A 13,956-nucleotide genomic window follows, 5' to 3' on the forward strand; every position below is an offset into this window, starting at 1 on the left:
ATGGCGAACATCAAGAAGGGTGACCTGGTTCAGGTCATCACGGGCCGCAAGCAGGACAAGGGCGGCGACCGCGGCAAGCAGGGCAAGGTCCTCGAGGTCCTCGTCGAGCAGAACCGCGTCGTGGTGGAGGGCGTGAACTACGTCACCAAGCACACCCGCGTCGGCCAGACCCAGCGCGGCACCAAGACGGGTGGGATCGAGACCGTCGAGGCCCCGATCCACATCTCCAACGTCGCCGTCGTGGACCCCTCGACCAAGAAGCCGACCCGTGTCGGCCACCGCGTCGAGGAGCAGGTCAAGGACGGCGTGAAGCGCACGGTCCGCGTGCGCTACGCGAAGAAGTCAGGTAAGGACCTCTGATGGCAGCGACTGAGGCTGCGGAGGCTGTCAAGGTGCAGCCCCGCCTGAAGGCCAAGTACAACACCGAGATCAAGAAGGCCCTGCAGGAGCAGTTCGGCTACGCGAACGTCATGCAGATCCCCGGCCTGGTCAAGGTGGTCGTCAACACCGGTGTCGGCGAGGCCGCTCGCGACAGCAAGGTGATCGACGGTGCGATCGACGATCTCACCAAGATCACCGGCCAGAAGCCGATCGTCACCAAGGCCCGCAAGTCCATCGCGCAGTTCAAGCTGCGCGAGGGACAGGCCATCGGCGCGCACGTCACCCTCCGCGGCGACCGCGCCTGGGAGTTCGTCGACCGCCTGGTGAACCTCGCACTGCCCCGCATCCGCGACTTCCGCGGGCTGTCGGACCAGCAGTTCGACGGCAAGGGCAACTACACCTTCGGTCTCCAGGAGCAGAGCGTGTTCCACGAGATCGATCAGGACAAGATCGACCGCGTCCGCGGATTCGACATCACCGTGGTCACCACGGCCAAGACGGATGACGAGGGTCGTGCACTCCTGCGCGCGCTCGGCTTCCCGTTCAAGGCCGCCGACGCCCCGGCTTGACACTTCGACGGGCTCAGCGACCTGACGGTCACTGAGCCCGTCGATGTGCCCGTATAATTGAAGATTGTGTGTTCACGCAGGTCGGCGTTCGTGTAACGGGCGTCGAAACCTCATGATCGAAAGAAGAAGACAATGACAATGACAGACCCGGTCGCAGACATGCTGACCCGTCTGCGCAACGCGAACTCGGCTCATCACGACTCCGTGTCCATGCCGTCGAGCAAGCTCAAGACGAACATCGCCGAGATCCTCCAGCAGGAGGGCTACATCGCCGGCTTCGAGGTCGCAGACGCCCGCGTCGGCAGCAGCCTCACCCTGTCGCTCAAGTACGGTCCCAACCGCGAGCGCTCCATCGCCGGCATCAAGCGCGTGTCGAAGCCCGGTCTGCGTGTCTACGCGAAGTCGACCGAGCTGCCCAAGGTCCTCGGCGGCCTGGGTGTTGCCATCCTGTCCACCTCCTCCGGTCTTCTCACCGACCGTCAGGCTGAGCAGAAGGGCGTGGGCGGAGAAGTTCTCGCCTACGTGTGGTGATCTGACATGTCGCGTATCGGACGACTTCCCATCGACATCCCCGCGGGTGTGACCGTCTCGGTCGACGGCCGTGAGGTGTCGGTGAAGGGCCCCAAGGGCGAGCTGAGCCTGACGGTGGCCTCCCCCATCCAGGTCGAGGTGCAGGACGGCCAGGTTCTGGTCACCCGCCCCGACAACGAGCGCGAGTCGCGGTCGCTCCACGGCCTGACCCGCACTCTCATCAACAACGACATCATCGGCGTGACCCAGGGCTACACCAAGGGCCTCGAGGTCGTCGGCACCGGCTACCGCGTGCAGCAGAAGGGCAGCTCGGTCGAGTTCGCTCTCGGCTTCTCGCACCCGGTCCTGATCGACCCGCCCGCCGGCATCACCCTGACGGTCGAGGGCACGAACAAGCTCACCGTCAGCGGGATCAGCAAGCAGGCTGTCGGCGAGGCAGCTGCGAACATCCGCAAGATCCGCAAGCCCGAGCCGTACAAGGGCAAGGGCGTGCGTTACGCCGGCGAGGTCGTGCGTCGCAAGGCCGGAAAGGCTGGTAAGTAACCATGGCTGTCAAGTCCAAGTCCGCCGCTCGCGCGGTTCGCCACGCTCGTCTTCGCAAGAAGATCAGCGGCACCGACACCCGCCCGCGTCTGGTCGTCAACCGTTCGGCTCGCCACGTCTTCGTGCAGCTCGTCGACGACAGCAGGGGCCACACCGTGGCATCCGCTTCCACGCTCGAGACCGACCTGCGCACCTTCGACGGCGACAAGACCGCCAAGGCGCGCAAGGTGGGCGAGCTGCTCGCCGAGCGCGCGAAGGCCGCCGGTTTTTCCGAGGCGGTGTTCGACCGCGGCGGTAACCGCTACGCCGGTCGGGTCGCGGCCATCGCCGAAGGCGCCCGTGAAGGGGGCTGGCACTGTGAGTGACAACAAGGAGAACGAAGTGACCGAAACCGCTCCTGCCGAGGCTCCGGCTCAGGCCGAGCCGCAGCGCGAGCAGCGTGACGGCCGTCGTGGCGGCCGCGATCGCGGCCAGGGCCGTGACCGCAACTCGCGCGACCGTGGCGACAACCAGTTCCTGGAGCGCGTCGTCACCATCAACCGCGTCTCGAAGGTCGTGAAGGGTGGTCGTCGCTTCAGCTTCACCGCTCTCGTGGTCGTCGGCGACGGCAACGGCCTGGTGGGCGTCGGCTACGGCAAGGCTCGTGAGGTCCCTCTGGCGATCTCGAAGGGCGTCGAAGAGGCCAAGCGCAACTTCTTCCGCGTGCCCCGCGTCGGCTCGACCATCCCGCACCCGGTGCAGGGCGAGGCCGCTGCCGGTGTCGTGCTGCTGCGTCCGGCCGCTGCCGGTACCGGTGTCATCGCCGGTGGTCCGGTCCGCGCCGTCCTCGAGTGCGCCGGCATCCACGACGTCCTGTCGAAGTCGCTGGGCTCCTCGAACACGATCAACATCGTGCACGCGACTGTCGAGGCTCTGCAGAGCCTCGAGGAGCCGCGTGCCGTCGCCGCGCGTCGTGGTCTCGACTACGACGCCGTCGTGCCGGAGATCATCATCCGCAACGAGGCGAGGGCTGCTGCCGCCGCCGCGCAGAAGGTAGGTGCCTGATGGCCGAGCGCCTCAAGGTCACACAGGTCAAGTCCAAGGTGAGTGAGAAGCAGAACCAGCGCGACACGCTGCGTTCGCTCGGACTCAAGCGGATCGGCGACTCGGTCGTCCGTCCCGACGACGCGCAGACGCGCGGTTACGTCCGCACCGTCGCTCACCTCGTCAAGGTTGAGGAGATCGACTAATGGCTGAGAAGAACGAAGCCGTCGAGGCTGAGAAGAAGGCCGCCGCTCCCAAGGCTGCTGCCAAGAAGCCCGCTGCTGCCGCCAAGGCCGCTCCGGCCAAGGACAAGGCCGCTCCGGCCAAGTCCGCAGCCAAGAAGGCTCCGGCGAAGAAGGAAGCGGATGCCGAGGCTGCGCGTCCTGCCGTGCTGAAGGTGCACCACCTGCGCCCGGTCCCCGGCGCCAACACCGCGAAGACCCGTGTCGGTCGCGGTGAGGGGTCCAAGGGCAAGACCGCCGGTCGCGGCACCAAGGGCACCAAGGCCCGCAACACCGTGCGCCTGGGCTTCGAGGGTGGGCAGATGCCGCTGCACATGCGCACCCCGAAGCTGCGCGGGTTCAAGAACCCGTTCCGCGTCGAGTACCAGGTCGTGAACCTGGCCAAGCTCGCCGAGCTGTACCCGAAGGGTGGCGACGTCACCGTCGGCGACCTGGTCGCCAAGGGTGCTGTGCGCAAGAACGAGAAGGTCAAGGTCCTGGGCGACGGCGACATCTCGGTCAAGCTCACCGTGTCGGTCGACAAGGTCTCGAGCAGCGCGGAGCAGAAGATCGTCGCCGCCGGCGGCTCGGTCAACTGATCCGTCAGGTGTGAACGCTCGGAGGGGTCGGAGATTCTCCGGCCCCTCCTGTGCGTTACCCTGGACTTTCGGCCGTCCTTCGACGTTCGGCAATCCCTTCAGGAGGAACGCCCTTGTTTAGCGCCATCGCGCGAATCTTCCGCACACCCGATCTGCGTGCGAAGATCCTTTTCACCATCGGCATCATCGCCCTGTACCGCCTGGGCTCCAACGTGCCCTCGCCGTTCGTTCACTTCCCGAACGTCGAAGTGTGCCTCGCCGCGAATGCGGGCACCGACGGACTGCTGGGCCTGGTCAACCTGTTCTCCGGCGGTGCGCTGCTGCAGCTGTCGATCTTCGCGCTGGGCGTCATGCCGTACATCACGGCGACGATCATCACGCAGCTGCTGCGCGTGGTCATCCCGCACTTCGAGACCCTCCACAAGGAGGGTCAGGCCGGGCAGACCAAGCTCACGCAGTACACGCGCTACCTGACCATCGCGCTGGCGCTGCTGCAGTCCAGCACCCTGGTGACCGTGGCCCGCAGCGGACAGCTGTTCGGCCAGACCAACGTCTCGGCGTGCCAGAACCTGCTCACCAACGACGTGTGGTGGGCGCAGCTGCTCATCATCATGGCGATGACGGCCGGCACCGGTCTGATCATGTGGATGGCCGAGCTCGTCACCGAGAAGGGCATCGGCAACGGCATGTCGGTGCTGATCTTCACCTCCATCGCGGCGACCTTCCCGAGCGCCATGTGGGGCATCGAAGAGGCCAAGGGCTTCGACGTCTTCCTGCTCGTGCTGGCGATCGGCCTGGTCGTGATGACGCTGATCGTGTACGTCGAGCAGTCGCAGCGCCGTGTGCCCGTGCAGTACGCCAAGCGCATGGTCGGCCGGCGCACCTACGGCGGCACGAACACGTACATCCCGATCAAGGTCAACATGGCGGGTGTGATCCCGATCATCTTCGCCTCGTCGCTGCTGTACCTGCCGATGCTGGTGGCGCAGTTCAACACCCCCACAGACGGCAGCGAGCCGCCCGCGTGGGTCGCATGGATCTCGACGTATCTGGTCTCGGGCGATCAGCCGCTGTACATGCTGATCTACTTCCTGCTGAACATCGCCTTCACCTACTTCTACGTCGCGATCACCTTCAACCCCGTCGAGGTCGCCGACAACATGAAGAAGTACGGCGGGTTCATCCCCGGCATCCGTGCCGGTCGGCCCACGGCCGAGTACCTCGACTACGTGATCACCCGCATCACGTTCCCCGGTTCGCTCTACCTCGGCCTGGTCGCCCTGATCCCGCTGATCGCCCTGGCGACGGTGCAGGCCAACCAGAACTTCCCGTTCGGCGGTGCCTCGATCCTGATCATCGTCGGCGTGGGGCTGGAGACCGTGAAGCAGATCGACGCGCAGCTGCAGCAGCGCCATTACGAAGGGCTCCTCCGATGACCTCATCCGCTCGTCTGCTGATCGTGGGCCCGCAGGGCTCGGGCAAGGGAACCCAGGGCGTGCGCGTGGCCGAGGCCCTCGGCATCCCGGTCGTCTCCACCGGCGACATCTTCCGCGCCAACATCAAGGCCGGCACCGATCTCGGCAAGAAGGTCACCGCTATCCTCGATGCCGGTGACCTGGTGCCCGATGAGCTGACCAGCGAGATCGTGCGCGACCGGCTGTCGCAGCAGGATGCGGCGAACGGCTTCCTGCTCGACGGCTACCCGCGCAACACCGCCCAGGTCGGTCACCTCGACGCGTTCCTCGCCGACCAGGGCGCATCGCTGGACGCGGTGATCCTGCTCGACGTGCCGCGCGAGGAGAGCATCGCCCGTCTCAGCCTGCGCGCAGTGGAGCAGGGCCGCTCGGACGACACCGAGGCGGGCATCGCGCACCGTCTGGACATCTACGAGAACGAGACGGCTCCGATCATCTCGGTGTATCGGGAGCGCGGCATCGTCGATCGCATCGACGGCGTCGGCACGCTCGACGAGATCACGGCGCGGATCTCCGCGGCCCTCGGCGCGCGCGGCATCGGCCAGCTGGTCTGACGCGTTGTTCCGCAAGTCGATCTACAAGACGCCCGCGCAGCTGCGCTCGATGATCGAGCCGGGGCTGATCACGGCTGCGGCGCTGGACGCCGTGCGTCCGCTGGTGCGGGCGGGGGTCACGACCGCCAAGCTGGATGCCGTGGCCGAGCGCACCATCGTGGAGCGTGGCGCGGAGTCGAACTTCAAGCTGGTGCGAGGCTACCGCCACACCACCTGCATCTCGGTCAACGAACAGGTCGTGCACGGCATCCCCGGATCCCGGGTGCTGCAGCCGGGCGACATCGTCTCGGTGGACTGCGGTGCGCAGTACCAGGGTTGGAACGGCGACAGCGCCGTCACCTTCGTCGTCCCTGATCCTTCGCAACCCGAGACGGTCGCACGCCGGGAGGAGCTCTCCCGCGTCACAGAGGGCTCCCTGTGGGCCGGAATCGCCGCCATGGCGACCGCGACCCACATCGGCGAGCTGGGAGCCGCCATCGAGGACTACATCGAGGCGCAGGGGGCCTCTGCCGTCTCGGGCGCGAACTACGGCATCCTGCGTGAATACGTCGGGCATGGCATCGGGCGACGGATGCACGAGTCGCCGAGCGTGTTCAACTACCGCACCCCGGATGCGGGCGCCGAGATCCGCCCGGGTCTGGCGCTGGCGATCGAGCCGATGGTCACCGCCGGGGGAGAGGCCACCTTCGTCGAGGACGACGACTGGACCGTCTCCACGACCGACGGCACCGACGGTGCGCACTGGGAGCACAGCGTTGCCCGCCACGAGGGCGGCATCTGGGTGCTGACCGCGCCCGACGGCGGCGCCGAGGGCCTGGCACCCTTCGGTGTGACCCCCGTCCCCCTCCCGTAGTGAGACTTCCCCTCGGGCGCGAGACTTCCTTTCGGGCGTGAGACTTCCTTCCATGCACGAGACTTCCTTTCGTGCACGAGACTTCGTGCATGGCGTGCGTTCTCGTGCTGGAAGAGAAGTCTCGCGCTCAGGCATGGCGATCACGGGTGCGGCGCCGCAATGACGCGAGCATCGCGGGCTGTGACGGATGCCGTTGACGCAGACCTGCCGCACGCAGAGCCTCGACGAGGGGCTTCACACGCCAGGCATCGTTGAGCTCCCATCGGGCGAACGGATGCCCGTGCCGGCGCAGCCGGTCCTCGCGGCGCTTCTCTTCGGTGAGCAATGCCGCGGCGGCGCTGGGGTCATCGAGCTGATACTTGCCCCAGCCGTCGGCCTCACCGATGGTGCCGCTCCGTGGGAAGAGGAAGTCGACGCGGTCGTGATGCCCGTCGTAGCGGAACTCGTGCTGCAGCTCCGGCTGCTCGAAGCCGCTCCATTCGATGACCGCGCGGCTGATGCTCTCGGCCGGCGATTCTGCGCGCTCGTCAGCGCTGCTGCACACCCAGCGCGCTTGCGACCGCGCTCGCGGGTTGTGCTGGCGGACGATCAGCTCGTAGGCGTCGGCGAGCTGCACGGTCCCTCCCTGCGCCGGAGAGATCGCACTGTCGACGACGGCGAGAGCGAGACCGGGCGAGAGCGCTCGCGCCAAGTCGACGACGGTGTCCAGCAGCGACGTGACGAGGACTCCGGCCTCTGAGACGACCTCGCGCCCGTCGACACTCGTGTGCACACAGACATCTCCGTAGCGCTGCGAGGTCCTCAGGGACGCATCGAACACGTGGATGTCTCGAGGGTGACCGAACAGTGGCAGGCCGTAGATCACGCCGGCGGACTCCAGGCAGAGCACGGCATCCGGATGCGAGCGCACGAACGCATGCACGCGGGTTGCATACTGCTCCCACGGGGTCGCGCGGAGGTAGTCCTCCCGCAGCACGTATATCCCGCGCCGAAGACGGATGTGAGTGCGAGGATGCAGCGCAGTCCCCAGCATCCGTGCTTCCGTCCGTGTGATCAGCGGTATCGGCGAGTCGGTCACGGCGCGATCGGTGAGCTTCAGCATCCGCTCATCCTGCCCAACCCGGGCATCGCAGATCTCATGATCTCCAGTCGCTGTGGAGAACCCACACAGATCACCGCGTTGTGCAGGAGGACTCCCGAGCGCGCGAGACTTCCCCTCCCGCACCAGACTTCCCCTCCCACACAGGACGCTTCCTTTCCAGCACGAGACTGAAGGCACTGGGCCCGGTCTCGTGCTGGAAAGGAAGTCTCGCGGCGGATGCTGGGGAAGCGGCGGATGCTGGGGAAGCGGCGGATGCTGGGGAAGCGGCGGATGCTGGGGAGGGGAGCGGATTCACATGCGGGGCATAGCGTGGGCACGGCAGAATGGGGTGTTACTGCCCGCCGGAAGATCGGACTCTCATGGCCCAGGCCCAGAGCAAGCCCAACTGGTTCGTCATCGGCATCTCCGCCGCTGTCGTCGTCGTGCTCATCGCGCTCGGCGCGATCGTGGTGTGGATGAACAGTCGGGCGACGGATGCCGGGCCTGCGCCCTCGGGCGACCTGATCAACTCCGAGACCGGGGCAATCGTCTTCGGCGATGGTGACAACGTGGTCGACACGTACATCGACTTGATGTGCCCGGCGTGCAACGCCTTCGAGCAGACATTCGCCGAGCGGCTCAACGCGCTGGCAGCCGATGACACGATCACCCTCAACATCCATCCGATCGCGATCCTCGACCACTACTCGGCCGGCAGCAACTACTCGTCGCGTGCGGCGGCAGCGGTCTACTGCGTGGCCGAGAAGAACTCGGATAAGACGCTCGACTACATCAGCACGCTGTACGAGAACCAGCCCGATGAGAACACGACGGGGCTGAGCGACGAGCAGCTCGCGGACTACGCAGAGCAGGTCGGTGCAACCGAAGCGGCCGCCTGTATGTCGGAGGGCACCTACCTGAAGTACCCCGCTGCGCAGGCCAAGGCTCACAAGATCCAGGGCACTCCGACCATCGAGCTCGACGGTGATGCCGTCGAGGGGCAGAGTCTCCAGGAGATGTTCGCCAAGGTCGATGCCTACCTCAAGCCTCTCGAGTGACCCCGAGTTGCCGCAGGCGCCCGGGGGTCTAACATAGATCCTTGGTGCCTTGCGCCTTATCCCGGCGTGTCCGCATAAGGCGGCATCATCATCATTCATCCACCGCAGATCGACCGGTCTGCAGAAGCGTCAGCGAGGCTATGGCTAAGAAAGACGGTGTCATCGAGATCGAAGGCGTGATCTCCGAGGCTCTGCCCAACGCGATGTTCCGCGTCGAGCTCAGCAACGGTCACAAGGTCCTGGCGACGATCTCCGGAAAGATGCGGCAGAACTACATCCGCATCATCCCCGAGGACCGCGTGGTCGTGGAGCTCTCGCCCTACGATCTCACCCGCGGCCGCATCGTCTACCGCTACCGCTGATCGGTCGAGAAGTAACACCTCGGGCATCCGCGCCCGCCCGGTGAAGACAGCGAACAGGAAACATCATGAAGGTCAACCCCAGCGTCAAGCCCATCTGCGACCACTGCCGCGTGATCCGTCGTCACGGTCGCGTCATGGTGATCTGCAAGAGCAACCCGCGTCACAAGCAGCGTCAGGGTTGACGTGAGTCGTGTCACTACGGCGAAGCCACGGTGACACGCGAACGTCAAGGTTGAGCGAGCGCGAGCGAGTCGAAACCCAGGCGAACAACTCAATATCGAACAACAGGCAGCATCGGAACCCGCGCGAGCGGGGACACCTCGGGGCGGAGGCCCGGGAACGGATGCTGCTCCACACCTCCACAACACTCCAGGAGAACCGCATGGCACGTCTTGCCGGCGTTGACATCCCGCGCGACAAGCGCGTGGTGATCGCCCTCACCTACATCTACGGCATCGGCCGTACCCGCTCCGTCGAGATCCTCAAGGCGACCGAGATCGACGAGTCGATCCGCGTCAAGGACCTCAGCGACGAGCAGCTGATCGCACTGCGCGACCACATCGAAGGCAACTACAAGGTGGAGGGTGACCTGCGCCGCGAGGTGGCCGCCGACATCCGCCGCAAGGTCGAGATCGGGTCGTACGAGGGCATCCGCCACCGTCGTGGCCTTCCGGTCCGCGGCCAGCGCACCAAGACCAACGCCCGTACCCGCAAGGGTCCGAAGCGCACGGTCGCCGGCAAGAAGAAGGCCCGCTAAGCGGCCAGGGATTAGGAGAGAATCATCATGGCTGCACCCAAGGCCGCCGCGCGCAAGCCGCGCCGCAAGGAGAAGAAGAACATCGCGCTGGGCCAGGCCCACATCAAGTCGACGTTCAACAACACGATCGTCTCGATCACCGACCCGTCCGGCGCTGTCATCAGCTGGGCCTCGTCGGGTGGCGTGGGCTTCAAGGGCTCCCGCAAGTCGACCCCGTACGCCGCAGGCATGGCAGCCGAGTCCGCTGCCCGTCAGGCATCGGAGCACGGCGTCAAGAAGGTCGACGTGTTCGTGAAGGGTCCGGGTTCGGGCCGCGAGACCGCGATCCGCTCGCTGCAGGCCGCCGGCCTCGAGGTGGGGTCCATCCAGGACGTCACCCCGCAGGCGCACAACGGCTGCCGCCCCCGAAGCGTCGCCGCGTCTGATTTCGCTTGACTCTGCCGGTCCCCGCCTCGGGGATCGGCAGAGTCGCCCGCAGATTCCACAACTCAAGACCTCATCACCCACATGTCATATAGCGGGCATGTGATCGAAAGGAACACATAGTGCTCATTGCACAGCGTCCCACTCTCACCGAGGAAAAGATCTCCGAGAACCGCAGCCGGTTCATCATCGAGCCGCTGGAGCCCGGTTTCGGATACACGATCGGCAACGCGCTGCGCCGCAGCCTGCTGTCGTCGATTCCCGGTGCATCCGTCACCACCATTCGCATCGACGGCGTGCTGCACGAGTTCAGCACGATCCCCGGTGTGAAGGAGGACGTCACCGAGATCATCCTCAACATCAAGCAGCTGGTCGTCTCCAGCGAGCGCGACGAGCCCATCACCGCCTACCTGCGCAAGACGGGCGCCGGTGAGGTCACCGCGGCCGACATCTCCGCTCCGGCAGGCGTCGAGGTGCACAACCCCGACCTGGTGATCGCCACGCTCAACGACACCGCTCGCTTCGAGCTCGAGCTCACCATCGAGCGCGGTCGCGGCTACGTGTCGGCCTCGCAGAACCGCAACGAGTACGCCGAGGCCGGGCAGATCCCGGTCGACTCGATCTACTCGCCGGTGCTCAAGGTCGCCTACCGCGTCGACGCCACGCGCGCCGGTGAGCGCACCGACTTCGACAAGCTCGTCCTCGACGTCGAGACGAAGTCGGCGATCAGCCCCGCGACGCCGTCGCATCGGCGGCCAAGACCCTCACCGAGCTGTTCGGCCTCGCCCGCGAGCTGAACGTCGAGGCCGAGGGCATCGAGATCGGCCCCGCGCCGGTCGAGGCCGTCCTCTCCAGCGAGCTCTCCATGCCGATCGAAGACCTCGATCTGTCGGTGCGCTCCTACAACTGCCTCAAGCGCGAGGGCATCAACACCGTTTCGGAGCTGGTCGCCCTTTCCGAGACGCAGCTGATGAATATCCGCAATTTCGGACAGAAGTCGGTCGACGAGGTGCGCGACAAGCTCGTCTCGCTCGGTCTGTCGCTGAAGGATTCGGTGCCCGGTTTCGACGGCGCCCACTTCTACAGCGGCAGCGAAGACGAATCCTTCTGAAGCCCGACCTCTTTCTGACCAGGAGTTAGACGATTATGCCCAAGCCCACCAAGGGACCCCGCCTCGGAGGCGGCCCCGCCCACGAGCGCCTTCTTCTCGCGAACCTCGCAGCAGCGCTGTTCGTGAACAAGTCGATCAAGACGACCGAGACCAAGGCGAAGCGCCTTCGTCCGCTGGCCGAGCGCCTCATCACGCTCGGCAAGCGCGGCGATCTGCACGCCCGCCGTCGTGCGCTGACCGTGCTGCGCTCCAACAAGGATGCCGCGCACATCCTCTTCAACGAGATCGCGCCGCTGGTCGCCGAGCGTGAGGGCGGCTACACCCGCATCACGAAGGTCGGCAACCGCAAGGGCGACAACGCCCCCATGGCCGTGATCGAGCTCGTGCTCGAGCCGGTCTCGCCGAAGGTGAAGAACGCCAAGCCGGCCGCCAAGGCCGAGAAGGCGTCCAAGGCAGAGAAGGCCGAGAAGGTCGAAGAGGCTCCGGCCGAGACCCCCGCCGAGGAGACCGCCGCTCCGGCAGCGCTCGTCGACGGCGGCTTCGGTGAGGACTCGGCCGCTCCTCTCGAGGACGGCTCGGCTCCCGAGGGCTTCGACATCAAGGGCAACAAGGACTCGATGAAGTACCACCAGCCCGGTGGTCAGTGGTACGACGCCACTGTCGCCGAGGTGTGGTTCCGCACCGCGGAGGCCGCGGAGGCCGCCGGCTTCGTCGAGGCCGGCAAGTAAGCACCGCCGCTGCAAAGAGGCCCGCCGACCCGAGAAGGGTGGCGGGCCTCTCTGCATCCGTGGCGCGCCTGTAGCACTCCGGCGCCTCAGTGCACCCGCAGATCCTTGCGCAGGATCTTCCCGGAGCTCGACTTCGGGATCGCCTCGATGAACTCGACCTGACGCACCTTCTCATGCGGGGCGACCCGCGAGGCGACGAAGCCCATCACCTCGTCGGCGGTCAGCTCGGCATCCGGCTGCCGCACGACGAACGCCTTGGGCACCTCCTGGCCGTCCTCGTCGTCGGCGCCGATGACGGCGGCATCCGCGATCTTCGGATGCTCCAGCAGCAGTGCCTCGAGGATCGCCGGGGCGACCTGATAGCCCTTGTACTTGATGAGCTCCTTGAGCCTGTCGACGATGCGGAACACCCCGTCGTGGGTGACCGTGGCGATGTCGCCGGTGTGCAGCCAGCCGTCGGCGTCGAGCATATCGGCGGTGGCATCCGGACGATTCAGATAGCCCACCATCACCTGCGGTCCGCGCACCCACAGCTCGCCGGGCTCGCTCTGCCCGTCGGCGGGCACCTCGACATCCGTCCCGGTCTCGGAATCGACGATGCGCGCCTCGGTGTTCGCCAGCAGCATCCCGACGCTGGCCCGGTCGACGTCGTCGCGGTCGACGGGCACGGCGTGCACGACCGGACTCGTCTCGGTCATGCCGTAGCCCTGGCAGACGACGCAGTCCAGCCGCTCGCCGACGGCCGAGGCGAGCGTGCCGTCCAGCGGTGCGGCGCCCGAGAAGATCACCTTCACAGCCGACATGTCGTACTGGTCGACGAGCGGATGCTTGGCCAGAGCCACCGCGATCGGCGGGGCGATGAACACCCAGCTGGTGCGGTGCTCGGCGATGATCCGCAGGAACTCGGGCAGGTCGAACTTCGGCATCGTGACCAGCGCGGCCCGCATGCGCACGGCGAAGTTCAGCAGCACCGTCATGCCATAGATGTGGAAGAACGGCAGCACCGCCAGCACGCGATCGTCGGGCGTGATCGAGATCGTGCTGGCACACTGCGCGACGTTGGCCACCAGGTTGCGGTGCGTGAGCATGACGCCCTTCGGCCGCCCCGTGGTGCCGGACGAGTACGGCAGCACCGCCAGGTGCGTGGCAGGGTCGAAGACGACGTCGGGAGCCGCATGCCCTTCGCCGAGCAGCTCGCGCAGACTCGGATGCCCTTCGGCGCCGTCCATCACGATCAGATGATCATCGGCGATGCCGAGTCGGTCGGCCGCGGCCTTCGCCCCTGGGAGCAGCGGCGAGACGGTGATCAGCCAGTCCGCCTCGGCATCCTCGAGCTGATTCGCGATCTCGTCGGCGGTGTAGAGCGAGTTGATCGTCGTGGCGGTGGCTCCGGCGCGGAGGATGCCGTGGAAGACCGTCGCGAACGCCGGCACGTTCGGGCACAGCAGGCCCACCTTCGTGCCGACCCCGACGCCGCGGGCCGCGAGCGCACCGGCGAACAGCTCGATCTGGCCGATCAGCTGCCGGTAGCTCGTCTCGGCACCGGAGGTGCCGTCCACGATCGCGACGCGATCGAGCATGGCGTCGTCCAGGTCGCCGAACAGGTAGTCGAAGATCGGGATCTGCGGGATCTCGACGTCGGGGTAGTCGCTGCGAAGCATGTGATCTCCTTTGATCGTTCGCACAG

The 13,956-nt window shown here is 66.4% G+C and carries 18 protein-coding genes and 2 pseudogenes; 18 read left to right on the forward strand and 2 right to left on the reverse strand.

The window, feature by feature from the left end; all coding sequences use genetic code 11:
* The 11 genes from rplX (at nucleotide 1) to map (ending at nucleotide 6,749) form a co-directional block, all read left to right on the forward strand.
* On the forward strand, nucleotides 1–360 hold the full coding sequence (gene rplX / locus QUE33_RS15480) for a 50S ribosomal protein L24 (RefSeq protein WP_286301176.1): 360 nt from the start codon (nucleotides 1–3) through the stop codon (nucleotides 358–360).
* Complete coding sequence (rplE, locus tag QUE33_RS15485; RefSeq protein WP_286301177.1) at nucleotides 360–950, forward strand: 50S ribosomal protein L5; 591 nt, start codon at nucleotides 360–362, stop codon at nucleotides 948–950. The genes rplX and rplE overlap by 1 nt, the downstream gene beginning before the upstream one ends.
* A 132-nt stretch (nucleotides 951–1,082) precedes the next feature.
* The gene (gene rpsH, locus QUE33_RS15490) at nucleotides 1,083–1,481 is read left to right on the forward strand and encodes a 30S ribosomal protein S8 (protein WP_286301178.1); all 399 of its coding nucleotides are present in this window, start codon (nucleotides 1,083–1,085) and stop codon (nucleotides 1,479–1,481) included.
* A 6-nt stretch (nucleotides 1,482–1,487) separates the two neighbouring features.
* A complete protein-coding gene (gene rplF, locus QUE33_RS15495; protein ID WP_286301179.1) occupies nucleotides 1,488–2,024 on the forward strand; it encodes a 50S ribosomal protein L6 in 537 nt (178 codons plus the stop codon).
* Nucleotides 2,025–2,026: 2 nt separating this feature from the next.
* Complete coding sequence (gene rplR, locus QUE33_RS15500) at nucleotides 2,027–2,389, forward strand: 50S ribosomal protein L18 (RefSeq protein ID WP_286301180.1); 363 nt, start codon at nucleotides 2,027–2,029, stop codon at nucleotides 2,387–2,389.
* On the forward strand, nucleotides 2,382–3,068 hold the full coding sequence (gene rpsE, locus QUE33_RS15505; RefSeq protein ID WP_286301181.1) for a 30S ribosomal protein S5: 687 nt from the start codon (nucleotides 2,382–2,384) through the stop codon (nucleotides 3,066–3,068). Before rplR ends, rpsE begins: the two co-directional genes overlap by 8 nt.
* Complete coding sequence (gene rpmD, locus QUE33_RS15510; RefSeq protein WP_286301182.1) at nucleotides 3,068–3,253, forward strand: 50S ribosomal protein L30; 186 nt, start codon at nucleotides 3,068–3,070, stop codon at nucleotides 3,251–3,253. Before rpsE ends, rpmD begins: the two co-directional genes overlap by 1 nt.
* Nucleotides 3,253–3,867: a 50S ribosomal protein L15 gene (rplO, locus tag QUE33_RS15515; RefSeq protein ID WP_286301183.1), complete on the forward strand. Its 615-nt coding sequence runs from the start codon at nucleotides 3,253–3,255 to the stop codon at nucleotides 3,865–3,867. Before rpmD ends, rplO begins: the two co-directional genes overlap by 1 nt.
* 113 nt (nucleotides 3,868–3,980) lie before the next feature.
* Nucleotides 3,981–5,303, forward strand: a complete 1,323-nt coding sequence (gene secY / locus QUE33_RS15520; RefSeq protein WP_286301184.1) for a preprotein translocase subunit SecY — start codon at nucleotides 3,981–3,983, stop codon at nucleotides 5,301–5,303.
* Nucleotides 5,300–5,896, forward strand: a complete 597-nt coding sequence (locus QUE33_RS15525) for an adenylate kinase (RefSeq protein ID WP_286301185.1) — start codon at nucleotides 5,300–5,302, stop codon at nucleotides 5,894–5,896. The genes secY and QUE33_RS15525 overlap by 4 nt, the downstream gene beginning before the upstream one ends.
* A 49-nt stretch (nucleotides 5,897–5,945) precedes the next feature.
* Complete coding sequence (gene map / locus QUE33_RS15530) at nucleotides 5,946–6,749, forward strand: type I methionyl aminopeptidase (RefSeq protein WP_286303186.1); 804 nt, start codon at nucleotides 5,946–5,948, stop codon at nucleotides 6,747–6,749.
* 127 nt (nucleotides 6,750–6,876) lie between these two features.
* Here map and QUE33_RS15535 read toward each other — a convergent pair whose 3' ends face one another.
* Nucleotides 6,877–7,851, reverse strand: coding sequence for a hypothetical protein (locus tag QUE33_RS15535; RefSeq protein WP_286301186.1), 975 nt, complete (start codon nucleotides 7,849–7,851; stop codon nucleotides 6,877–6,879).
* 359 nt (nucleotides 7,852–8,210) lie between these two features.
* On the opposite strand from QUE33_RS15535, the gene QUE33_RS15540 reads away from it, so the two are divergent.
* The 7 genes and pseudogenes from QUE33_RS15540 (at nucleotide 8,211) to rplQ (ending at nucleotide 12,269) form a co-directional block, all read left to right on the forward strand.
* Nucleotides 8,211–8,888, forward strand: a complete 678-nt coding sequence (locus tag QUE33_RS15540; RefSeq protein WP_286301187.1) for a DsbA family protein — start codon at nucleotides 8,211–8,213, stop codon at nucleotides 8,886–8,888.
* A 140-nt stretch (nucleotides 8,889–9,028) separates the two neighbouring features.
* On the forward strand, nucleotides 9,029–9,250 hold the full coding sequence (gene infA / locus QUE33_RS15545; protein WP_017201569.1) for a translation initiation factor IF-1: 222 nt from the start codon (nucleotides 9,029–9,031) through the stop codon (nucleotides 9,248–9,250).
* A gap of 65 nt (nucleotides 9,251–9,315) precedes the next feature.
* Nucleotides 9,316–9,432 (forward strand): 50S ribosomal protein L36, encoded by a 117-nt coding sequence (gene rpmJ / locus QUE33_RS15550; RefSeq protein ID WP_071644008.1) that lies wholly within the window; start codon nucleotides 9,316–9,318, stop codon nucleotides 9,430–9,432.
* Between the two features lie 200 nt (nucleotides 9,433–9,632).
* Nucleotides 9,633–10,007: a 30S ribosomal protein S13 gene (gene rpsM / locus QUE33_RS15555; RefSeq protein ID WP_286301188.1), complete on the forward strand. Its 375-nt coding sequence runs from the start codon at nucleotides 9,633–9,635 to the stop codon at nucleotides 10,005–10,007.
* Between the two features lie 27 nt (nucleotides 10,008–10,034).
* Nucleotides 10,035–10,432 (forward strand): annotated as a pseudogene (rpsK, locus tag QUE33_RS15560) (30S ribosomal protein S11).
* 120 nt (nucleotides 10,433–10,552) lie between these two features.
* Nucleotides 10,553–11,541, forward strand: a pseudogene (locus QUE33_RS15565) (DNA-directed RNA polymerase subunit alpha).
* Between the two features lie 35 nt (nucleotides 11,542–11,576).
* Entirely contained in the window at nucleotides 11,577–12,269 is a 693-nt protein-coding gene (gene rplQ, locus QUE33_RS15570; protein WP_286301189.1) for a 50S ribosomal protein L17, sunset domain variant, read from the forward strand.
* Between the two features lie 86 nt (nucleotides 12,270–12,355).
* On the opposite strand, the gene QUE33_RS15575 is transcribed toward rplQ, so the two are convergent.
* Complete coding sequence (locus tag QUE33_RS15575; protein ID WP_286301190.1) at nucleotides 12,356–13,930, reverse strand: AMP-binding protein; 1,575 nt, start codon at nucleotides 13,928–13,930, stop codon at nucleotides 12,356–12,358.
* Nucleotides 13,931–13,956 lie beyond the last annotated feature (26 nt).

It is taken from the genome of Microbacterium suwonense (assembly GCF_030296555.1).
In the GTDB taxonomy this organism is placed as follows: Bacteria; Actinomycetota; Actinomycetes; order Actinomycetales; family Microbacteriaceae; genus Microbacterium; species Microbacterium suwonense.